Below are 22,316 nucleotides of genomic sequence, written 5' to 3' on the forward strand. Positions count from 1 at the left end.
ATGTTATCACTATTTTCTTAACTTTAGCAATGCAAATTCTTATAAATTCCATAATAGTTTTGCTTATAAACCTATATTATCACAGTATAACACAACACTATTTGTTCTCAAAGCCAAAAATTCTTCCCTTTTTGCTTATAATTTTGTCTATTTTTTTAGATGCTTCATTTTTGCTCAGTTTGTCGTATTCAATTTGCTCTTCTATACCATGATATGCCATTAAATCTTTTAAATATTTTATTTGTTTTGCCGTGGCAGGCTGTATTTTTTTTATTTTACACACAAGCGGCTGTGGTTCAAATACTTCCTTGTACTCTGCACCAAATTTGCCACACAAAATATTATATAATTCAACCGTAACTGCAGCATCATTAAATGCACGATGATGATTTTCGTCAAGAATTCCAAAATATCTGCACAAATAATCCAGCGCCTTACTTTCTAATTCAGGCATAGTTTTTCTTGCAATCTTTAACGTATCAATTCCCCTTTTTTCCAATTTATAATTGTACGCCATGGCATTGCATTTTAGGAAACTATAATCAAACATTATATTATGCCCCATTATCACATCACCCTCTGCAAAGTCAATAAAGTCCTTAAGCACAATAGCTATCGTATCCTGCCCCTTTACCATATCATTTGTTATTCCTGTAAGATTAGTTATGTAATAAGGGATATTACATTCAGGGTCTATAAGACGTGAGAATGTGTCAACTATCTTTCCATCTTTAACCTTTACAGCACCTATTTCGATTATTTTATTTTCCATTGGTTTACATCCCGTGGTTTCAATATCCACACAGACATATTCATTAGTCATTATTCTCTCCAAACCTTTCAACTAAATTTGTAACATCAATTGTGTTTGCTTCGCTGTTTAACGCGTTTCTGTCTTTATAGTCAAATAAAATATATTTCGGATTTGACTGTGCTTCATAAATTCTTTCAAACACTTCTATATGAGTCATTTTTGCAATCTGCTTGCTATCATAATCCCTGTACGCAGGAATTACTTCATATATTTTCTCATTTCTGTAAATACTTTGCTTTTCCTTCTTAAAGTTATTAATATCTTTTGCAAATAACGGTCTTGTTTTTATATTCTCACGCAAATATACATCTAATGTTAATAATTCGTCAAACTTATTAATATCTATCGGTCTATTTTCTTCTTTTATTAATAATTCTGCAAATTTTCTTAACAATATATATCTTGCAATTCGCGAATGTTTTTCACCATTCATGCTGTTTGCTTTATAAAACGTGCCTAGCTCTTCATAAAATTCAAATGGAGTTTCAAACATTTTTTCTAAATACATAACTGAATTAGAAAATTGAAAACTATTATAGTATATTTCAACTACTTCTTCCACTTCCTTTAATTTAAGCACATCCTCATATGAAATCCATTTTGTCTCTAAAACCTCATACGGTGGATATGACAAGTACTTTATTCCATATTCCCCGCTCATAAGTTTCATATTTGAACCATAAAGTACTTTAAGAAATCCTAACTGCAACTGGTCAGGTTTCATCGCATAAACCTGATTAAAGGAATTTGCAAATGAATCATAATCTTCATAAGGCAATCCCGCAATCAAATCAAGATGTTGATGTACATTTCCAAATGATTTAATCTTAGCAACTTTTTCTCTTATTTTGTCTATATTTGTCTTTCTGTTTATTGCTGAAATAGTCATCTCATTTACAGACTGCACTCCAATTTCTAACTGGATTAGTCCTGGACGCATATCTTTAATAATTTCTATTTCCTCATCTGTCATCAAATCTGCTGCAACTTCGAAATGAAAATTCGTTATTCCATTGTCATGTTCTTTTATAAACTTCCATATCTCTATTGCATGGTCTTTCTTGCAGTTAAATGTTCTGTCTACGAATTTTACCTGTGCGACTTTATTATCTATAAAGAACTTCAATTCTTCTTTTACTAAAGATAAATTTCTAAATCTTAATTTTTTATCTATCGATGAGAGGCAATAACTACAGGAAAATGGGCATCCACGGCTCGTCTCATAATACATTATTTTATTTTCAAACTGTTTTAAATCTTTGTACACAAATTGAATATCCGACATATCGAGCGGGCTTTCCAATTCATTTTCAATAATTTCACCGCTCGCACTTCTATAAACCATTCCCTTTATATTGGAAAGATTTGGTATCGGTCTATTCTCCTCTGACACAGCCGTAACAAAATTTGCAAATATTTTTTCTCCCTCTCCGCGCATAATTCCTTCTACTTCATTATTTTGTAAAAGAAATTCTTTAGCATTATACGAGACCTCAGGACCTCCCATATAAATCGGTACATTAGGCGCAACCTTTTTCATATTTTCAATTACATGCTTTGTCATTTGCAAATTCCATATATAACATGAAAATGCTAAAATATCAGCCTTTCTTTCATATAAATTTCTAAGTACTTCATCCTCTGTCTGATTTATTGTATATTCTGCAATTTCTATTTCTATATTTTCATTTTTTGCATATTTTTCTGCATATGCTTTCAGGCTGTAAACTGCTAAATTTGAATGTATATATTTTGCATTTATTGCTACTAAAACTATATTCATTTTATTTCCTCTTTTAGATTATTAGTTTTTATAATTTAAATTATAATACTGTAGAATTTTTAATCTCATTATTCTGACTGTGTAAAATTTAATATTATACGTTATGTATTCACAATCACTCCCAATATTTACATATTTTTATTTTATTCTCAATAGTGATTGTACACCAAAACAATTTATTATGTATAAATTATTTTAAAAAGGTATTGCATAAAAATATTTTCATTGTTAAATTCAAAAAGAATTTTAAATTTTATTGGAGATAGTTATGAATATTAATGAATACAATTTAGTTTGGAATGATGAATTTGATTACGAAGGAAAATTAGATTCTAAAAAATGGAATTATGAAACCGGAAACTTTCAGTGGCCAAATCGCGAGCTTCAGGCCTATACTGACAGACTTGATAATGTTTTTGTGAAAGATGGTCATTTAACAATACGTTCTTTAAAGCAAAAGGATGGCGACCGTGAATACACATCAGGAAAAGTCAACACTTTAAATAAAGGAATGTGGACATATGGTTATTTTGAATTTCGTGCCAAAGTGCCAAGAGGTGTCGGCTCATGGCCTGCAATATGGATGATGCCATATATTAAGCCTCATAAATTACCTGACGGAATTCCTACAAGACCTGATGGCCGCCCAGATTTCTTTAACATGAGCAAGGAGCAACGAGCTATTTTGCCTCCTATTCCTGAAAATGATCATTGGCCAAACTGTGGCGAAATTGATATTTTAGAACATATTGGAAGGTTAAAAAAGCATTTATTGTTCAGCCTTCATTCTAAAAATCACAATCATACACGTAAGGATGGCATTCAGTACACAACAAATGTAACTTTTGACGTTGATTTTTCAGATGATTTTCATGTCTATGCAATGGAATGGACTAAAGATTATATCGAATATTTCGTTGATGGCAAAAGCTACTGTCGTTACAACAAAGCTGATGACACAGACCAAAGCCATGATTCATGGCCGTTTGACAAGCCTTTTTATCTCATATTAAATACTGCTGTCGGCGGTGGGCTTGGCGGACCTGTAGATGATTCTAATATTCCTTTTGAATTTATTATTGATTATGTAAGAGTTTATCAGAAAAAATAATATAGTAACATCAAAAGAGCCCACATCAGCGATGATGTGGGTTCTTTTGATTAAGTATATTTAATATATTTCTTTTAAGAAATTCTACAAGCATTTTTAGGCATAACAAAAGCGGGTGATGGGAATCGAACCCACGTATCTAGCTTGGAAGGCTAGTGTTCTACCATTGAACTACACCCGCGGAGTGCCCAGTTCCGGAATCGAACCAGAGACACGAGGATTTTCAGTCCTCTGCTCTACCAACTGAGCTAACTGGGCACATCACTTATTCATGATGCGCTTGCTTTGAGTCGCACTCGCGTGTTTTATAGTACAATAACCACACTCTTTTGTCAAGCGATTTTTTTTATTTAATTTTAACGTGAAGCGAAAAGTTTATTTCCACTTTTAAGTGGACAAAGTCGATTTTAGTCTTACACTTTTAATTTTAAAATGCCTGAAGTAAAAGGTCTAAGCCCACATTATTTTCCCATTTGCCAGAATGCAACTGCACTGGCTGCTGCTACATTTAATGAATCTACCCCATGAGACATCGGAATTTTTACAGTATAATCACAATCTGCAATTGTTTCTTTTGCAAGTCCGTCTCCTTCTGTTCCAAGAACTATTGCAAGTTTTTCTTCTGCCAAAAGTTCCTCATTATCAATTGATACCGAATCATCAGTTAATGCCATCGCGGCTGTCTTAAATCCTAATTCTTTAAGTTCACTTACTCCTTTTTCTTTGTCCAAAAAAGTCCAAGGAATCTGAAATACCGTTCCCATACTTACTCTTATCGCTCTTCTATACAACGGATTACTGCATCCATGAGTGAGCAAAACCGCATCCATGTTTAAAGCTGCTGCCGAACGGAAAATCGCTCCCACATTTGTAGGATTCATTACATTTTCAAGAACTGCTATACGCCTTGCTTTGCTACAAACTTCTGAAACATTAGGAAGTTGTGGGCGATGCATTGCACACAACATTCCTCTTGTCAATTTAAATCCCGTCAACCGTGTAAGCACTTCAAATGGTGCTGTATACACAGGAACTTCTCCACATCTGTCTATAATAGGTTTTGCTTCTCCATCAATATGCTTATGTTCAACGAGCATTGATATCGGCTCACATCCCGCATCTAACGCTCTTTCAACTACCTTTGGACTTTCTGCTATGAATATTCCTTTTTCAGGTTCATGCCTGTTAAGAAGCTGCCCTTCCGACATTCTTGCATAAATATCTAACTGCGGAGAATTAAAATCAGTTATCTCTATAATATTTGCCATAATGCTCCTTTTTCTAATAAGACTTTTTCTTTATTCGTAATCGGTTACAATTCTATAGATTGCAACTCATACTTATTTTTATAAGTCATAATAGCGATACTCAATTCTAATAAGACTTAACCTTTGTCCATAAACCGGCACAGAATTCTTTTAATTCAGTATCCTGATATTTAAATGTTTCATTTAACGGATTTGAAATATCAGGCGCACATGCTGAAATTCCTTCATATTCATCATCTCTAAAATATTCATAAACCGATTTTACTGCACTATCATATCCTATATATTCCGTATTCTGCTTTGCCACGTCCTCCCTTAGCATAAAATTAATGAATTCATTAGCAAGTTTTGTATCTTTACACTGCTTAGTAATAACCATGCTGTCATACCACACATTTGAGCCTTGCTCAGGGACAAAGAAATCCATATCTTCATTTTCTGACATAATATATGCTCCATCTCCTGAGTATACAACTGCCATTGCTTTATTGCCTGAAATCATATTGTCAATAACATCATCTCCGGCATAAACAGGATGCATAATTTCACGCTGGTCAACAAGCCAGTCATATGCCTTCTTTAGTTCATCATGATTTGAAGTATTCATTGAATAACCTAACACTTTCAATGCAACCATGAATGAATCTCTTTCTGAATCATACATATAAATATTGCCTGCATATTTTTTATTTTTTAAGATTTCCCAACCTTGTGCCAAATCTGCCTTATCTACAATATTTTTGTTATATAAAATTCCTACAGTTCCCCAATAGTAAGGCACTGTATATTTGTTTTCAGGATCATATTCATTCTCAAACAGATTACTGATAACATTATCCTTATTTGTTATTAAATCCCAATTAACCGGCTGAATTCTTTCTTCTTTTATAAGTCTTTCAACCATATAGTCAGACGGTACTAAAATGTCATACTCAGCTCCACTTAACAGTTTTGTATACATTGACTCATTTGAATCATATGTTTCGTAAACAACTTCACAGTCATATTCTTTTTCAAATTTAGTCAGAAGATTTGTATCCATATATTCTCCTGAATTAAACACTCTAAGTACCTGACGGTTTTGTTCTTTAACAAATCCATAAACACATCCGCCCGCAATTGCAATTGCCAATATAACTGAAAGCACCGGAGCAAATTTCTTCCACACTCCATGTCCCTTTGATGCAATTTCATTTGCCTCTCTGTGCTGTCTTTTTGCAATGGCAGGAATTACATTTACAACAATCAAAATAATTACAACTGCTAAAATAAGAAGAGTTGACAGTGCATTAATTGTCGGATTTGTTCTTTTTGTCATGTTATAAACTACTATTGAAATGTTTTGGACACCATTTCCCGTTACAAAATATGAAACTACAAAGTCATCAAGTGACATTGTAAATGCAAGTAGCATTCCAGCATAAATTCCAGGCTTTAACATTGGAATTATAACCTTTGTAAGTGCTTGAAAAGGTGTTGCTCCTAAATCCATTGCAGCATTTGCAAGGTTGTGATCCATTCGTCTTACCTTAGGATAAACACTTGTTATTACATATGGCGTACAAAATGCGATATGTGCAAGCAACATTGTCAAATATCCTCTACCTAATTTAATAGAAGAAAATAAAATCATCAGACCTATAGCCGTAACAATATCAGGATTCATAATAGGAAGGTCATTTACGCTAAGAACCCATTCTTTAAGAACCTTTCTACTTCTTGAAAGTCCGATTGAAGTAATTGTCCCAAGAACAGTTGATACCAATGTTGAAATTATGGCAATACTGATTGAAACATAAACAGCCGAAATAATATCTCTGTCCGTAATTAATTTTTCATACCATCTAAATGAAAATCCTGTAAAATGAGTAAGTGACTTCGATGAGTTAAATGAAAATAACATTGTAATTGCAATTGGCAAATAGAAAAATATAAAACACAACGCAATATATAACTTTGGTCCTATTGAAACTTTCTTATTCATCTATTCACCTCCTGCTTCCTCAGAGTCAATCTTTTTCATTAATCTGATTAATCCTAATATAATAATTGCAAGGATAATAGAAATCGCACTTCCGAAATTCCAGTCTCCAACTGATATAAACTGATTTTCAATTAAATTTCCAATAAGTACATACTGACGTCCACCTAGTAAAGATGGAATTACGAAACTTGATATTGAAAGTAAAAACACCATCGTTACACCACTTATAACACCCGGAATCGAAAGTTTAAAAATAACTTTTGTAAAAGTTTGAAATCTATTTGCTCCTAAATCATTTGCTGCCTCTACTAAGGAATAATCCATTTTGGCAAGAGATGTATGGATTGGAATTACCATAAACGGAAGCAAGTCACATACTAATCCCATTACAACTGAAAAATCTGTATACATCATTGTTACAGGATTTATTCCTAAAACCTTTAATAACGAATTTACAATTCCATTGTCTGATAGCAAACTAATCCATGCATAAGTTCTAAGTAAAGTATTAATCCACATAGGAATTGTAACCAGCAAAATTAAAATATCCTGAACACTCTCGTCAAATTTTGCAATAATATATGCCATCGGATATGCAAACACCACACAAATTCCTGTAGTAATCAATCCCATCTTAAGAGATTTTATAAATACATTTAAATATACAGGATCTGATATTTTCTTAAAATTGTCTAATGTAAAATGTATGGTCAACACGGAATTGTCGCCTGCCGTAACTGAATACAACACAATCAATAACAGCGGCACAACAATAAGCAAAAATGACCAGAACACATACGGTTTTATTAAATTTTTATAATGTCCCATTTCTTCCTCCTGTAAAACATGTAATGCCCCCGCCCTTCGGTCGGTGGCTATTCGTCGGAAACATTTATAGAAAATGAACTTCGTTCATTTTGTTTCCTCCTATTAATAATCCATCTTATACATAACCTGAATGTCAAATGGGTCAATTGTCATTCCAACCTTAAGCCCCACTTCATAATCATCTGTTGTATGAACTTTATAATTTCTATATTTTGTTTCAACAAGATACTCATAGTGAACTCCCATAAATACCTTTGAAATAATTGTGCCTACAAGCTGTGCCTCTTCGGGTTTTACAATATCCATATCTTCAGGACGAAGAACTACTTCAATTTCTTCATTATCTTTAAACCCTTTATCAACGCACTCCCATTCAATATCATCAAATTTTACCAGACAATCCTTAAGCATATTTCCTTCTATAATATTTGACTCGCCAATAAAATTTGCAACAAATCTGTTTTCAGGTTCGTTGTAAATGTCCATAGGCGTACCAATCTGCTGGATAACACCATCATTTAAAACAACAATCGTGTCGGACATTGACAACGCTTCTTCCTGGTCATGAGTTACAAATACGAAAGTAATTCCTACTTCTTTCTGAATCTTTTTTAGTTCAATCTGCATGTCCTTTCTTAATTTTGCATCAAGTGCTCCAAGTGGTTCATCAAGAAGCAAAACTTTAGGTTCATTTACAAGAGCTCTTGCTATGGCAACTCTTTGCTGCTGTCCACCTGAAAGTCTTGTAACATCTCTCTTTTCAAATCCTTCGAGTCCAACTAAAGCTAAAATATTTTTAACTTTTTTATCTATTACGTCCTTATCCATTTTTTTCAAATTAAGACCAAAAGCCACATTATCATATACATTTAAAAATGGAAAAAGAGCATATTTCTGAAATACCGTATTTATTTCTCTTTTATATGGCGGAACCTTTGCAATATCTTTACCATTAAACAAAACCTCTCCATTGTCTGCCGATTCAAATCCGCCTAAAATTCTAAGAAGTGTTGTCTTTCCGCATCCACTAGGTCCAAGCAATGTCAAAAATTCATTTTCATATATATTTAAATCTATTCCTTTTAAAACCTGCTGGTCATCGAATGTCTTTGTTATTCCTTTTAATTCAATAATCTTATTACTCACTGTACATCCTCCAATCTTTTTAATAGTTCCAATTTTTTACAATTATATACGTTAATCAACACACCTATAAATTTATGGTAGTTCTTAGTCGTCGTTATAAATCAAGTGATAAACTTACCATTATTGTTTCGATATTTTTAGAAACTTGGTGGTGAACTTACCCATATTATTGTTGCACCTTTTTTTGATTCTATATGATGGCTGTATTTTGCTTCATAATAAAATGACTCGCCTTTTTTTGCCTTATAAATCTTTCCACCTATATGGATTTCCACGCTTCCCTTTAATACGTATCCAAATTCTTCTCCCTCATGAGGATTGTCCGGATACGTCGAACCTCCCTGTTCTAATGTAAGAAGAATCGGTTCCATCGTATTCTTTTGGGCATTAGGGATTATCCACTGTATGGAATTCTTTAATTCACTATCATTTTTTTCAAAATAATCCTCTTTTGAAAAAACTATCTGCTCATCCTTCGTATCATTAAAAAAATCTTTTAAATCCGTTCCCAGGCACTGCAAAATATCTGTCAATGTTGCAATTGATGGAGATGTAAGATTGTTTTCAACCTGAGAAATAAACCCCTTAGAAAGTTCTGCCCTGTCAGCCAGTTCTTCCTGCGTTAATCCCCTCTCCATTCTCAATTCTTTTATCTTAAATCCTATATCCATTATTTTTTCCTTTATTTTCAAATACTAACCTTAAAGTTTAGTAAAGCTAAACCCAGATACACTATACAAAATCGCATTTTTATTGTCAATATTTTTGATAACACATTTTTGTAAAATGATGTATACTAATAATGTTAATAAAAATTAAAGATACAATGATTTAAATAAGATAGAAGGGATTTTTAATATGACATTTACATATGAGCGAAAAGCAAATTATTATGAAACTGATATGATGGGAGTTGTTCATCATTCAAATTACTTAAGATATTTTGAAGAAGCCCGAATTGCTTTTATGGATTCCTTAGGTATACCTTATAAAGAATTAGAAGATAATGGTATTATGTCACCTGTTCTTAGTGTTCAATGTGAATACAAGCGTATGGTTCAGTTTGGCGAAACAATGCTTATTAAGGTTAGCCTTATCGAATACAATGGCATTCGTATGAAATTAAATTATGAAATAGTTGATAAAAAATCCGGCAAAGTAACAACTCGAGGCATTACAAGCCATTGCTTTTTAAGTAAAAACGGAAGACCTGTTTCATTAAAAAACAACATGACTGAATACCATGAGAAATTCTTAGAGTGTTTAGATAAAGTATCTGATAATCAGTAAACAAAGAATATCATGAAAATATTCTATCAGACATTTTTAAGAACTGAACAATCTGTTCATTAACAGACTTTATTATATTAGGAAACAACAAAGGCAAAGGAAAATTTTCCCTTGCCTTTATTTTATGGTTATCATTTCTATAAACAATATTTACCTTCCCTGCTCTTCTATTTTTTTAGCCAAATCTTCTAAATATTCCCATCTGTTCATCTTTTCCATTAAAAGAGTTTCTGTTTCTTCTTTAGAATCTATCAATTCTTTTAGTTTTACAGAATTAGTAGCATTTTTGTTCATTTCATCATCTAATTTTTCAAGTTTTTCTTCTAATTTAGATATGTCATCTTCTATGGTTTCATATTCTCTCTGCTCATTGTAAGAGAATTTCAATTTTTTATTTCTATTTTTATAGTCTGACTTACCATTTTTATCTTCTGAAGAATTTTTTGACTTTGAATTTGAAAAAATATTTTCTTCCGGTGTTTCATTTTCCTTCTTTTTATTAATGTAATCTGTGTAACCACCTTCATACTGACGAATCACACCATTTCCTTCAAATGAAAATATTCTTCTTACAACTCTGTCGAGGAAATATCTGTCATGAGAAACAGTAATTACAATTCCATCAAAACTATCTAAATAATCTTCTAATATTGTCATTGTTTCTATATCCAAATCATTTGTAGGTTCGTCTAAAATAAGAACATTTGGTGCTTCCATAAGAACTCTTAAAAGATTTAGTCTTCTTCTCTCGCCACCTGATAATTTGCCAATCTTACTGTACTGTTGTGATGATGGGAACAAGAATCTTTCAAGCATAACTGATGCCGAAACAAGCCCTTCTTCAGTTCTGACAAATTCAGCAGTATTTTTAATGTAATCAATAACTCTGTCTTCAGAATCCATATAAGCAATTCCCGCATCTTTGTCATTTTCAATTTCCTGAGTATAATAACCCATCTTAATTGTCTGTCCAATATTAATATTTCCACTGTCAGGCTTAATTCGGCCATCAATAATCTTCATCAAAGTTGTTTTTCCGCATCCATTCTTTCCTACAAATCCGACTCTGTCACCTTTCAGGAAATTGTATGTAAAATCTTTGATTAACACATTGTCTCCGTAAGCCTTAGAAATATTTTCAATTTCGATGGTTGTTCTTCCCATTCTGGACTTTATACTGCTAAGTTCAATTTTTTCATCCTCTACTATTCCCTGCTGATTTTTCAAATTTTCATATCTTTGAATATGAGCTTTCTGCTTCGTAGACCTTGCTCTTGCACCTCTTTGCATCCACTCAATTTCTTTTCTTAAAATACTCTGACGTTTACGTTCGCTGGCTTTGTCACTCGCTTCTCTTTCTGCCTTACGTTGCAAATATCCTGAATATTTCTCCTGATAACTGTAAATCTTTCCTTTATCAAGTTCGATTATTCTATTTGTTACACTATCTAAAAAATATCTGTCATGAGTTACCATTACAAGAGCGCCTTTAAATGCCTTAAGCTGATTTTCAAGCCACTCAGCCATTGTGCTATCTAAATGGTTTGTAGGTTCATCTAAAATTAAAATATCACATGGTGTAAGCAACACCGAAACCAAAGCCAGTCTTTTTCTCTGTCCTCCTGACAATTCTCCTGTTTTCTGTTCAAAATCCGTTATTCCTAAACGTGTCATCATACTTTTAGCTTCTATAAGTTCATTTTCATTTGCATGATGATGTACCATATTCTGTACACTTTCTATGACCGTATCCTCATCATTAAACTTAGGATTCTGTGGCAAATAGTGAATCATTAAATTCGATGCCTTAATTACTTTTCCTTCATCCGGCTCTTCTATTCCTGCCATTATTTTTAATAATGTAGATTTTCCTGTTCCATTTATGCCAATAACACCTACTTTGTCTCCTTCATGAAGATAAAAGCTTGCTTTATCAAATAATTTTCTTTCCGTAAAAGAATGTGTTATATTTTCAACTGATAATATATTCAAATTAATGCCTCTTTTCATTATTCTAATTATTTCAAATTTCAATAATTTTCACAAAAAAACGAAATTTTTATATATTTTAGTAAATTTTTTTATTTTTTACTTTCTTTTTATTTATTCTATATATTTGTTAAAAAAAATTTTTAACCATTTTTGCTCAGAATGCCCATTTATACGGCAAAACCTTTTTAAATTTTAACAAAACAAACTATTCATTGCAACTTATTTATCTTTCTTTATCCTATTCTTAAATATGTTAAAAGACTGTGTCCTACTCTTGACATTTTTTGAATTTTAAGGCATTATTAATAGGCGTAATATTTTTGTAATAAATTTACGACTTTTCGTAATAATTATTCGTAATTAATTATATAATAATTGGAGGTTAGTTTTGAAACGTAAAATTTACAGTTCTTTAGTTTTTACTTTTATGTTTGCAGCAGTAGGACTTGTAACAGTACACGCTGATGATTCAGTTTCAATACCTAATACTAATACAGTAGCAACTGAAACATCAACAGCTTCAGAAGTAGAAACATCAACAGAAAATTCATACAACAATATAACTAGTACAGATAACACAGACAATACATTAGATATTAATAAATCAGTTAAAGTTAACAAGAAAATCAAATTACAGAAATCATTAAATCTTGATTCTGAATCAGTAAAAGATATGACTTTTACAGCTGATGACTCAACTGTAGTTAAGGTTTCCAAGGCAGGTACTGTTACCGGTCTTAAGACAGGTTCAACAACTGTTACTGTTACTTCTGACACAGATGATTCAGTATATGCCACTGTTAATCTTGATGTTAAGAGCAGTTACACAGCAAGTCAGTTAAGATATATGTCATCTATCATTTACAGTGAAGCATGTGGAGAACCATATGCCGGAAAGAAAGCTGTTGGTATTGTAGTTGCTAACAGAATGAAATCAAGTCTCTTCCCTAACACAATTAAAGGTGTTCTTTATCAGAGACGACAGTTCACTCCTGCAAGAAACGGTTCACTTAACAGATCTTTAGCATTATATGATAGCGGAAGAATGGATCCTGACTGTATTGCAGCAGCTAAGGAAGCATTAAATGGTGATAAGACAGTTGTTTACAAGAACTCAACTATCAACATGACAAAGACATTATTCTTTAGCAGATATATTTACAGAAGTAAATTTAGAATTGCACATCATATGTTTAAATAATTTATATAAAAAAGCTTAGACCTTAAAGGCCTAAGCTTTTTTTATTAGTGCCACTCCGACAGCAGCAATTATTCCCTCAGTTACAGTCATTGCCAGCCATACCCCTGTCATTTTCCATAGAAAACTCATTATAAACGCCATTGGAATTATAACCACAAACCCTCTGCCAAAAGATATTATATATGAAGGAATTACTTTTTCTCTTGCAGCAAAATAAGTAGCCATCACAATATTCATTCCAATAAATAAAATTGAAGTAAAGTATAAATACATTCCTTTAACTGCTATAGCCTGAAGCTGCATATTTCCTTCGCCATTAAATATAGAAGTAATTGGATTTGCAAATAACAAAATAACTGCATATATTACTATAGAAATCAAAGTTACAGCAGTAATTGCATATTTAAATAACTGTTTCTGCATCTTCTTGTCATTTTTCCCATATGCCGCACTAAACAAAGGTTGGCTTCCCTGTGCTACACCTGTGTAAATTGAAATCACTACAAGGGCTAAATTTGCAATAACACCATATGCTGCCACCCCTACATTTCCCTGTAAGCCTAATATAATTATATTAAACACAAAAATCACTATGCCTGATGACATTTCTGCAACAAACGAAGGAATTCCAAGCATTATTATTGATTTAATAAATGACGCTCTTATTTTTGCTACTTTAAATTTAATGTTGCTATTCTCTGAAACAATATGTCCCGATAACACCATAAGTCCCATAATCGGCGAAAATCCGGTTGCAAGGACAGCTCCAAACATTCCCATGCTAAATTTAATTACCAATAAATAATCTAAAATAATATTGCCAAAACTACCTACTAACATTGCTATCATAGAAAGTCTGGGATTTCCATCATTTCTAACAAATGCATTCATTACATTATTTAATACAAATGCCGGACCAAACATGAGAAGAACTTTTAAATAAATAGATGTCATATGGTAAACCTGTTTATTTGCCCCCAACAGCGTTGCTATATTTCCCGAAAAAATTATCCCTGTTAAGAAAAATATTATTCCAATAACGATTGCCATAAACACTGTATTCATAAAACTTTCATTATACTTCTTATTTCCCTGATTTTTCATTATTGCATATTTAGTAGCTCCACCTATTCCAAGCATTAACCCACTTCCGTTAATAACGCTGTAAACCGGCAGTGCCAAATTTAGAGCCGCAAGTCCATTTGCACCTAGTCCAAATGATATAAAGAAAGTATCTGCTAATATATAGCATGACAACCCTATCATTCCTAAAACATTAAAAACTGTATATTTAATAAATTCTTTTAAGTTTCTGTTCATTATTCCCTCTTTCTATTTTAAAAATATTGTTTAGCATTTCATTATTCTTTTATTACACAAATTCTGCCGTCCACTATTTTCTTCTGTTATTTATTACAAAAAAATCGCCGGAACTTCATATCTTCAAAGACCTAACGATATGAACTCCAGCGTTATACGCTACTACCCGTTGCAGTTAATTTATATACTTTTCTTCTGAAAAAAGTAACATATAATTTTATATTTGTCAATTAGCATAAATGTTACAATATCCAAAAAATTTTTCTTATTATAAATAAATTTTTATGAGTCAGTGCAACTTAAAATATGATATATTGCATTTTCATCAAGTCCTTGTATGAACCACTCTTTTCATTCACTATATATTCCATTTTCAATTGTTACAAACCGTAACAAATTAATTCGATTTTTTTCGTTTTTGTTCTCATTTTTTATTATTTATTACGGTTTGTCATATTATTCCTTTAAGAAAACCCTTGACAAAAACTGTTTTTTAAGGCATTATTAATAAACGTAACAAATTTGTAACATTTGTAAAATATAAGCGTAACATTTGGAGGTAGTTGTGAAATTAAAGATTTATAGTTTACTAATGATAGCATTTATGCTTATTGCATCAAGCATTACAATGGTAAACGCAGATATTAATTCAACAAACAAATCACAGATAAGTATTACGAAGACAGTTAAGGTAAATAAGACATACAAGATAAAGAAACTTTTAAAAAGCAATGGTAATAATGTTGATTACTATTCTTTTAAATCAAGCAACAAGAAAGTTGCCAAGGTTTCAAAGAAAGGTACTGTTACCGGTTTAAAGGCCGGCAAGGCAACAATTACAATAACAAGTAAAGTTAATGGTTCAACTTACGGAACAGTTAATATAATAGTTAAGAATCGTTACAACAGCAGTGATTTAAGAATGCTTTCTTCAATTATTTACAGTGAATCAGGTAATCAGGTTTATGCCGGTAAGAAAGCTGTAGGAATTGTAGTTATGAACAGAGTAAAATCTTCACTCTTCCCTAACACAGTTAGCGGAGTTGTTTATCAGAGTGGACAGTTTACTCCTGCAAGAAATGGTTCTCTTAGCAGATCATTATCATTATATGACAGCGGTAATTTAAATTCTGACTGCATTAAAGCTGCTAAAGATGTTTTAAATGGAGACAATACAGTTTCATACAATAGTAAAACTATTGATATGAGCAGTTACTTATATTTCAGTGGTTATGTACCAGGATGCAGATTACAGATACAGAATCACCAGTTTAAATAAAATTGAATAATATTACCGGAATAATCCGGCAGTAATATACTTATCTAAGAAGAGGCAGTTGCTTTAGTGATTTAATCACAGACGCAACTGCCTCTTCTATATTTAATCTATAATTATTCCTCTATCTTTTTCTGTATCATAGCATCTGTACTCCAGTTGAATCGATTTATCTTCTGAATCTGCATATACAGTTGTTCTACTAGCTGTTGCCGCAAAAACACTTGCACTCATTACACATACTAATAAAGTAGTGAAACAAATTCCCCATTTGCATCTTCTTTTTCTCATCTCTGTGTCCTCCTCTTTCCTTTAAATATAAAAGCGATAGAATTAATGATATTATCTCAACTTGTGTTGTGGATTCATATCAGAACTCTATCGCTTTTATTATTTATGCTTCTTTTTCAATTATCTTTGTTAATAATAGTGTTAAATAACTTCCCACTAATAAAACTATTGTCCATACCTGATCCCACCAATAAAACATAATAGCTGCAATTACTATGTTAACAATTACGGCAACTATTATTGTGATTGTATTATTCTTAATATTTTTGCTTAATACATAAATATTATATCCAATAATCAATCCTAAGACTATGTAAATAATAATCTCTTTTCCTATTCCTTCCCATGCCTTATAAGACATTGAAACTTCCTTATTAACAAGTCTCACCAGATAGTTTGCCAAAATACATGCTAGTGTTGCAATTGCACTTGTAATTCCCGCCAAATACTTTTTCATATCGCTCCTCCTATAAAATGTATTGTCCCTTTGATATATAAATATATTACTCTCTAATACTTTGTGTGTCAATATATTGTTTGTCGTTATATTTAATTTGATATAATATGTTCTGTTTATTCAAAAATTTTAAGAGCAAAAAAAGGCACAACTCATGAATTTAATTCTATGGGCTATGCCTTTTCGCATTATCTTAATTTATTTAATTATTTACCCTTTTACGCTCTGTTCTGGGCATCTACTAAGTTTTCACTGTTATACATATGTCTTAACTTAGGTTTTTCAATCTTACCTGTTGGATTTCTAGGTACATCCGCAAAAATAATTTTTCTAGGTCTCTTGTAACGTGGAAGTTCCTTACAGAAATTATTAATATCTTCTTCTGTTGTTGCTACACCTGGTTTCAATTCAATAATTGCAGCTGATATTTCACCTAATCTTGTATCAGCAATACCTATTACAGCTACATCCTTAATATCAGGATGTTTGCTTAAGAAGTTTTCTATCTGAACCGGATAAATATTTTCACCACCGGAAATTATAACGTCTTTCTTTCTGTCTACAAGGTATATAAATCCCTCACTATCTTGCTCAGCCATATCTCCTGTGTATAACCAACCATCTTTAAGCGTTTCTGCTGTTGCCTTAGGGTCGTTGTAATAGCATTCCATTACACCAGGTCCTTTAAGGATTAATTCACCAACATCTCCCTGCTTAACTTCTACACCATTTTCATCCACAATCTTAACTTCCCATCCATATCCCGGAACACCGATTGCACCAACATGGTCAATATTTTCGACTCCTAAATGTACAGCACCAGGTCCAATTGATTCACTAAGACCGTAGTTAGTGTCATACTGATGATGAGGGAAAATTGTTTTCCATTTTTTAATTAAGCTCTGTGGAACCGGCTGCGCACCAATATGCATAAGTCTCCACTGGTCTAATTTATAATCTTCAAGCTTAACATCGCCTTTTTCTATTGCAAGCAAAATATCCTGAGCCCATGGTACCAAAAGCCATACAATTGTACACTGCTCATTTGACACTGTTTCAAGAATAGTCTTTGGTGTAACACCTTTAAGCAATACTGCCTTGCCTCCCACAAGAAAACTTCCAAGCCAGTGCATTTTTGCGCCTGTATGGTAAAGTGGAGGAATGCAAAGAAATACATCATCCTTAGTCTGTCCATGATGTTTCTGTTCAACTTTTGCTGCATGCATTAAACTTCTGTGTTTATGTAAAATAGCTTTAGGGAAACCTGTTGTTCCAGATGAAAAGTAAATTGCCGCATAATCATCATCTGTTAATTTAATGTCAGGTGAATAGCTTGGGCAATTTGCTGCTAACTTATCATAATCTTCAGCAAATGTTGGGCAGTCACCACCTACATAGAATAAAATTCTCTTTTCATCAATTTCATCAACGATTTCTTCTACACGGCCTGTAAATTCAGGTCCAAATACTAATACATCTACTTCTGCAAGTTCAACACAGTATTTTATTTCGTCTGCTGCGTATCTGAAATTTAATGGGACAGCCAAAGCTCCTGCCTTTAAAATTCCAAAATAAATTGGAAGCCATTCTAAGCAGTTCATTAAAAGAATTGCTACTTTGTCGCCTTTCTTAATTCCTCTGCTAATGAGCAGATTTGCAAAACGGTTTGCTTTTTCGTTAAATACGTGCCATGTAATTTCTCTTCTATACTGACACATTGGATTGGATTCGATTAATTCGTAATCTCTCCATGTTACTCTTTTCTTTTCCTGCAAGTCCGGATTAATTTCTACTAAGCAGACATCTTTTCCGTATTCTTTTGCGTTCTTCTCTAAAATCTCTGTGATTGGCATTTCTCTACCTCATTAAAATTCAAATAGTTTTTTTGCATTTTCCCCTAATATAAGGTTCAATGCTTTTTCAGGCATTCCAAATTCTTTTAATCTTTCAAGTGTATATCCCTGATCAGACCACGGACTGTCTGTTGCAAATAAAATTTTATCTGCACCATGTTTTTCAACAATTCTTAAAAATTGTTCTTTTTCTAAGTGGGGAATACCTTTTTCAAAAGAAAAAGCCGTGTCAAAATAGACATTTTTTCCCACTAATTTTTCTTCTACCTCATCCCATAAATTCCATCCACCCATATGAGCAAGGACTAATTTTTTAGGATTAACTTTGTTTAGTACATTAAGCACCATATCAGGTGTACAGTGAATCTTTTCCGGAAGACCTATATCTTCTCCCGCGTGTGTTACAATTACAAGACCAAGTTCATCTGCATATTTAAAAATTCTAAGATATCTTGGGTCATCAAATTCAACCTTTTGATAGTCAGGATGAACCTTAATTCCTTTTAATCCTTTTTTCTTAATGTCATCTAATATATCTTTATAATCTTCATTGTCAGGATGTATTGCGCCTAATGAAAATACGCCTGTTTCCTTTGTTTTTTCATTAGTTTGTGCCGCAAATTCATTAATACTTGCAGACTGTTCAGGTTTTGTTGCCACAGGAACAACCACAGAAATATCGACACCGTTTTTCTTTGTAGATTCACTAAGTGCATCTCTTGTTCCTGCCACCTTTATCTTCACATTCCAATCATGTTTATCGACAATACTCTTCTCCATTCCGGCTAATGCTCTGGCGGCAATTCTATCCGGAAAAGTGTGTGTATGTGTATCAATTATCACAACTGCACCTTCTTTATTGTTTATTTTTATTATGCTAATTCGTATCCTTTTTCAAATGCAGCAATATTAATGTCTACTGTCTTTGGTGGAACTGTTGCTTTTATAACTTCAATCCATTTATCTTTTTCAAAATCCATATGTTTTGCAGCAACGCCTAAAATAATTACATTAAATACTCTTGAATTTCCAAGTTTTAATGCTTCATCCATTGCATTTACTGCGATTACTTTATGTTTTTTGCTAAGATTTTCAATAATGTTTTCAGGATATTCTGCTAATCCTGTAACTACTGTCATAGGGTCAATTCTCTGGTCATTTACGATAATTACACCGTCTTTTTTAAGAAAATGTGCATATCTTAATGCTTCAAGACGTTCAAATGCGATTAATACATCTGCCTGACCTTCTTCAACAATTGGTTCAGCTACCTTTTCTCCATATCTTACAAATGTAACAACGCTTCCTCCACGCTGTGCCATCCCATGAACTTCTGAAAGTTTTACATCATATCCGCTTTCAATTGTGATTCCACCTAAAACTCTACTTGTGAGAAGTGTACCCTGTCCGCCTACACCAACAATCATAATATTCTTTGTATCTGCCATTATTTGTCACCTCTCTCTTTTAATCCAATTGCATCGAATTTACAATTCTGCATACATAATCCACAACCGTTACACATTGTTGCATCAATTGAAACTGTTCCGTCTTCATTCTTTGTAATTGCAGGACATCCCGGTACGAGACACATTCCGCACTTCTTACATTTTTCAGGAATTGTATAACATTTGCCCTTTGGTACAAATGACTTAAGTAATGCACATGGTGACTGAGAAATAATAACAGAAACTTCATCTCTTGCAACTTCTGTCTTAATTACTTCTTCCAATTTCTTAATATCAAATGCATCTACAACTTCTACATGCTTTACACCGATTGCATGACACAAATCTACTAAATCAATAGCGTATGTTGGTTCACCATTTAACATTTTTCCTGTTGCTGAGTGATCCTGATGACCTGTCATACCTGTTGTTGAGTTATCTAAAATCATAACTGTTCCTGTTGCCTGATTGTAAACCATGTTCATAAGTGAATTAACACCTGTATGTAAAAATGTTGAATCACCAATTACTGCAACCCAGTTCTTTATGAAATCTTTTCCTTTAGCTTTTTCAATACCGTGAAGTGTTGAAATACTTGCACCCATACAAACTGTTGTATCTACTACATTTAAAGGATTTACAGCTCCTAATGTGTAGCATCCGATATCACCTGCTGCATGAATTTTTAATTTCTTTAATACTGAGAATGTACTTCTATGAGGACATCCCGGACAAAGAATTGGTGGTCTTGCCGGTGCCTGTGCAGGTGTATCTAAATCTAAATCTTCTTTTAAGATTGCTTTTCTAAGCATATTGGCACTGTATTCACCCTGTACTGTAAAAATTTCTTTTCCAATACATTTGATTCCATGAGCCTTAACCTGTTCTTCTATTACAGGCTCTAATTCTTCTATAACATATAATGTGTCTACCTTTGATGCAAATTCTTCGATAAGTTTCATAGGAAGTGGATTTACCAATCCTAACTTAAGAACTGATGCATTAGGTAATACTTCTTTTACATACTGATATACGATACCACTTGTAATAACACCAATCTTTGTATCGTTGTATTCAACTTTATTAATGTCTAATGTACATGCATCTTCTGCCATTCTCTTTAAACGTTCTTCTACAAAAATATGACGCTTAATTGCATTTCCCGGCATCATAACATTCTTTGCTACATTTCTTTCATATGGCTTATCTTCTATTTCCTGTCTTTCTTCAAGATTAACAATTCCCTGTGAATGTGAAAGTCTTGTTGTTGAACGAAGAATTACAGGAGTGTCATATTTTTCTGAAAGTTCATACGCTCTCTTTGTAAATACTCTTGCTTCTTCACTGTCTGACGGTTCTACAACAGGAACCATTGCTGCTCTTGCAACCATTCTTGTATCCTGTTCATTCTGTGAACTGTACATTCCCGGATCATCTGCTGCAACTAAAACCATTCCTCCATTAACACCGATATAAGATACTGTGTACAATGGGTCAGATGCAACATTTACACCAACATGCTTCATCATGCACATTGAACGAACTCCTGCCATAGATGCACCAATTGCAACTTCAGTAGCTACTTTTTCATTCGGTGCCCACTCAGCTTTAATCTCCGGGTATTTAACAACATTTTCACTAATTTCTGTACTTGGTGTGCCAGGATAAGCTGAAGTAACTTTAACTCCTGCTTCATATGCTCCTCTGGCAATCGCCTCGTTACCTAACATAATTTTTTTACTCAAAATATGTAACCTGCCTTTCGTCATTATGTATAAAACTGATAGTGCAATACAAATGCACTTCATATTATTTTGTATTTAGCATAATTTACTGCTTTTTTGCTTTAAACTCATAAAGTAAATTATACCTAATTAGGATATATTCGTCAATGAATGTAGAGATGTATTTTGAGGGATATTTATATAATGGGAAAGCAGGGTTTGCTTGTAGATTGTGTTTATGGTTTGTTTTTGGGGGATTTTCGTTGGGATTTATAATTTGGGGTTTGCTTGTAGATTGTATATAGGATTTGTTTTTGGATTTTTTACTATATTTACGGATGAAATCAAAAAAGAAAAATTTATCCGTAAAAAACATCAACAATTATTATCCAAAATTTCTCGTATTAAGATTATTTCGGAAGTGTAACTCTTTCGTATTGCTGTTTCTGAGTAGCATATATTACATTTATTTAAATCTCAACCATCGTTAAGTCCCCATTTTTGCTTTCTTTACTAATACTATACCAGAT

General features: G+C 32.7%; 19 protein-coding genes and 2 tRNA genes. 4 read left to right on the forward strand and 17 right to left on the reverse strand.

Annotated features, from left to right (window positions below):
• Nucleotides 1-97 precede the first annotated feature (97 nt).
• The gene (locus tag CCC31_RS05805) at nt 98-823 is read right to left on the reverse strand and encodes a 3'-5' exonuclease (protein WP_022088690.1); all 726 of its coding nucleotides are present in this window, start codon (nt 821-823) and stop codon (nt 98-100) included.
• Nucleotides 816-2,597 carry a B12-binding domain-containing radical SAM protein gene (locus tag CCC31_RS05810; RefSeq protein WP_290850234.1) on the reverse strand — a complete coding sequence of 594 codons (1,782 nt, stop codon included), beginning with the start codon at nt 2,595-2,597 and terminating at the stop codon, nt 816-818. Before CCC31_RS05810 ends, CCC31_RS05805 begins: the two co-directional genes overlap by 8 nt.
• Before the next feature lie 268 nt (nt 2,598-2,865).
• Here CCC31_RS05810 and CCC31_RS05815 point away from each other — a divergent pair, with 268 nt between their 5' ends.
• Nucleotides 2,866-3,708 (forward strand): glycoside hydrolase family 16 protein, encoded by an 843-nt coding sequence (locus tag CCC31_RS05815; RefSeq protein WP_022088692.1) that lies wholly within the window; start codon nt 2,866-2,868, stop codon nt 3,706-3,708.
• Between the two features lie 110 nt (nt 3,709-3,818).
• Here CCC31_RS05815 and CCC31_RS05820 read toward each other — a convergent pair.
• From CCC31_RS05820 to CCC31_RS05850, 7 genes are all read right to left on the reverse strand, one after another.
• Nucleotides 3,819-3,889, reverse strand: a tRNA-Gly gene (locus CCC31_RS05820).
• 4 nt (nt 3,890-3,893) lie between these two features.
• Nucleotides 3,894-3,966: transfer RNA gene (locus CCC31_RS05825), tRNA-Phe, on the reverse strand.
• A 203-nt stretch (nt 3,967-4,169) separates the two neighbouring features.
• Nucleotides 4,170-4,976 carry an RNA methyltransferase gene (locus CCC31_RS05830; protein WP_290850237.1) on the reverse strand — a complete coding sequence of 269 codons (807 nt, stop codon included), beginning with the start codon at nt 4,974-4,976 and terminating at the stop codon, nt 4,170-4,172.
• 106 nt (nt 4,977-5,082) lie between these two features.
• Entirely contained in the window at nt 5,083-6,960 is a 1,878-nt protein-coding gene (locus CCC31_RS05835; protein ID WP_117908472.1) for an extracellular solute-binding protein, read from the reverse strand.
• Nucleotides 6,961-7,788, reverse strand: coding sequence for an ABC transporter permease (locus CCC31_RS05840; RefSeq protein WP_022089126.1), 828 nt, complete (start codon nt 7,786-7,788; stop codon nt 6,961-6,963).
• A gap of 102 nt (nt 7,789-7,890) precedes the next feature.
• On the reverse strand, nt 7,891-8,934 hold the full coding sequence (gene potA / locus CCC31_RS05845; protein WP_022089125.1) for a spermidine/putrescine ABC transporter ATP-binding protein: 1,044 nt from the start codon (nt 8,932-8,934) through the stop codon (nt 7,891-7,893).
• Nucleotides 8,935-9,071: 137 nt separating this feature from the next.
• Nucleotides 9,072-9,605, reverse strand: a complete 534-nt coding sequence (locus CCC31_RS05850; protein WP_118565000.1) for a helix-turn-helix domain-containing protein — start codon at nt 9,603-9,605, stop codon at nt 9,072-9,074.
• Nucleotides 9,606-9,792: 187 nt separating this feature from the next.
• Between CCC31_RS05850 and CCC31_RS05855 the strand changes: the two genes are divergently transcribed.
• Nucleotides 9,793-10,224: a thioesterase family protein gene (locus tag CCC31_RS05855; protein WP_290850242.1), complete on the forward strand. Its 432-nt coding sequence runs from the start codon at nt 9,793-9,795 to the stop codon at nt 10,222-10,224.
• A 150-nt stretch (nt 10,225-10,374) separates the two neighbouring features.
• On the opposite strand, the gene CCC31_RS05860 is transcribed toward CCC31_RS05855, so the two are convergent.
• Nucleotides 10,375-12,216: an ABC-F family ATP-binding cassette domain-containing protein gene (locus CCC31_RS05860; RefSeq protein WP_022089122.1), complete on the reverse strand. Its 1,842-nt coding sequence runs from the start codon at nt 12,214-12,216 to the stop codon at nt 10,375-10,377.
• Between the two features lie 388 nt (nt 12,217-12,604).
• Between CCC31_RS05860 and CCC31_RS05865 the strand changes: the two genes are divergently transcribed.
• Nucleotides 12,605-13,417, forward strand: coding sequence for a cell wall hydrolase (locus CCC31_RS05865; protein ID WP_290850244.1), 813 nt, complete (start codon nt 12,605-12,607; stop codon nt 13,415-13,417).
• A 30-nt stretch (nt 13,418-13,447) separates the two neighbouring features.
• On the opposite strand, the gene CCC31_RS05870 is transcribed toward CCC31_RS05865, so the two are convergent.
• Nucleotides 13,448-14,737 (reverse strand): MATE family efflux transporter, encoded by a 1,290-nt coding sequence (locus CCC31_RS05870; RefSeq protein WP_118564997.1) that lies wholly within the window; start codon nt 14,735-14,737, stop codon nt 13,448-13,450.
• Nucleotides 14,738-15,302: 565 nt separating this feature from the next.
• On the opposite strand from CCC31_RS05870, the gene CCC31_RS05875 reads away from it, so the two are divergent.
• Nucleotides 15,303-16,016 carry a cell wall hydrolase gene (locus CCC31_RS05875; protein WP_290850248.1) on the forward strand — a complete coding sequence of 238 codons (714 nt, stop codon included), beginning with the start codon at nt 15,303-15,305 and terminating at the stop codon, nt 16,014-16,016.
• Nucleotides 16,017-16,118: 102 nt separating this feature from the next.
• Here the strand turns inward: CCC31_RS05875 and CCC31_RS05880 are convergent, their stop codons facing one another.
• From CCC31_RS05880 to iorA, 6 genes are all read right to left on the reverse strand, one after another.
• Nucleotides 16,119-16,304 carry a hypothetical protein gene (locus CCC31_RS05880; protein ID WP_290850250.1) on the reverse strand — a complete coding sequence of 62 codons (186 nt, stop codon included), beginning with the start codon at nt 16,302-16,304 and terminating at the stop codon, nt 16,119-16,121.
• 103 nt (nt 16,305-16,407) lie between these two features.
• Complete coding sequence (locus CCC31_RS05885) at nt 16,408-16,761, reverse strand: hypothetical protein (protein ID WP_117908461.1); 354 nt, start codon at nt 16,759-16,761, stop codon at nt 16,408-16,410.
• Between the two features lie 218 nt (nt 16,762-16,979).
• Nucleotides 16,980-18,614 (reverse strand): class I adenylate-forming enzyme family protein, encoded by a 1,635-nt coding sequence (locus tag CCC31_RS05890; RefSeq protein WP_022089115.1) that lies wholly within the window; start codon nt 18,612-18,614, stop codon nt 16,980-16,982.
• Nucleotides 18,615-18,626: 12 nt separating this feature from the next.
• On the reverse strand, nt 18,627-19,457 hold the full coding sequence (locus CCC31_RS05895) for an amidohydrolase family protein (RefSeq protein ID WP_117908457.1): 831 nt from the start codon (nt 19,455-19,457) through the stop codon (nt 18,627-18,629).
• Nucleotides 19,458-19,486: 29 nt separating this feature from the next.
• Nucleotides 19,487-20,062 carry an indolepyruvate oxidoreductase subunit beta gene (locus CCC31_RS05900; protein WP_022089113.1) on the reverse strand — a complete coding sequence of 192 codons (576 nt, stop codon included), beginning with the start codon at nt 20,060-20,062 and terminating at the stop codon, nt 19,487-19,489.
• A complete protein-coding gene (gene iorA / locus CCC31_RS05905; protein ID WP_363347795.1) occupies nt 20,062-21,831 on the reverse strand; it encodes an indolepyruvate ferredoxin oxidoreductase subunit alpha in 1,770 nt (589 codons plus the stop codon). The genes CCC31_RS05900 and iorA overlap by 1 nt, the downstream gene beginning before the upstream one ends.
• Between the last annotated feature and the right edge of the window lie 485 nt (nt 21,832-22,316).

Source organism: Eubacterium sp. LMAG:50 (assembly GCF_008680265.1).
Taxonomy (GTDB): Bacteria; Bacillota; Clostridia; order Lachnospirales; family Lachnospiraceae; genus Eubacterium_U; species Eubacterium_U album.

What these genes read in the sequence shown, in the direction of transcription:
- iorA (WP_363347795.1), bottom strand. Translation starts at nt 21,831, where the DNA reads ATGACGAAAGGCAGGTTACATATTTTGAGTAAAAAAATTATGTTAGGT.
- CCC31_RS05830 (WP_290850237.1), bottom strand. Translation starts at nt 4,976, where the DNA reads ATGGCAAATATTATAGAGATAACTGATTTTAATTCTCCGCAGTTAGAT.
- CCC31_RS05815 (WP_022088692.1), top strand. Translation starts at nt 2,866, where the DNA reads ATGAATATTAATGAATACAATTTAGTTTGGAATGATGAATTTGATTAC.
- CCC31_RS05880 (WP_290850250.1), bottom strand. Translation starts at nt 16,304, where the DNA reads ATGAGAAAAAGAAGATGCAAATGGGGAATTTGTTTCACTACTTTATTA.
- CCC31_RS05810 (WP_290850234.1), bottom strand. Translation starts at nt 2,597, where the DNA reads ATGAATATAGTTTTAGTAGCAATAAATGCAAAATATATACATTCAAAT.
- CCC31_RS05835 (WP_117908472.1), bottom strand. Translation starts at nt 6,960, where the DNA reads ATGAATAAGAAAGTTTCAATAGGACCAAAGTTATATATTGCGTTGTGT.
- CCC31_RS05885 (WP_117908461.1), bottom strand. Translation starts at nt 16,761, where the DNA reads ATGAAAAAGTATTTGGCGGGAATTACAAGTGCAATTGCAACACTAGCA.
- CCC31_RS05840 (WP_022089126.1), bottom strand. Translation starts at nt 7,788, where the DNA reads ATGGGACATTATAAAAATTTAATAAAACCGTATGTGTTCTGGTCATTT.
- CCC31_RS05855 (WP_290850242.1), top strand. Translation starts at nt 9,793, where the DNA reads ATGACATTTACATATGAGCGAAAAGCAAATTATTATGAAACTGATATG.
- CCC31_RS05890 (WP_022089115.1), bottom strand. Translation starts at nt 18,614, where the DNA reads ATGCCAATCACAGAGATTTTAGAGAAGAACGCAAAAGAATACGGAAAA.
- CCC31_RS05870 (WP_118564997.1), bottom strand. Translation starts at nt 14,737, where the DNA reads ATGAACAGAAACTTAAAAGAATTTATTAAATATACAGTTTTTAATGTT.
- CCC31_RS05850 (WP_118565000.1), bottom strand. Translation starts at nt 9,605, where the DNA reads ATGGATATAGGATTTAAGATAAAAGAATTGAGAATGGAGAGGGGATTA.
- CCC31_RS05900 (WP_022089113.1), bottom strand. Translation starts at nt 20,062, where the DNA reads ATGGCAGATACAAAGAATATTATGATTGTTGGTGTAGGCGGACAGGGT.
- CCC31_RS05805 (WP_022088690.1), bottom strand. Translation starts at nt 823, where the DNA reads ATGACTAATGAATATGTCTGTGTGGATATTGAAACCACGGGATGTAAA.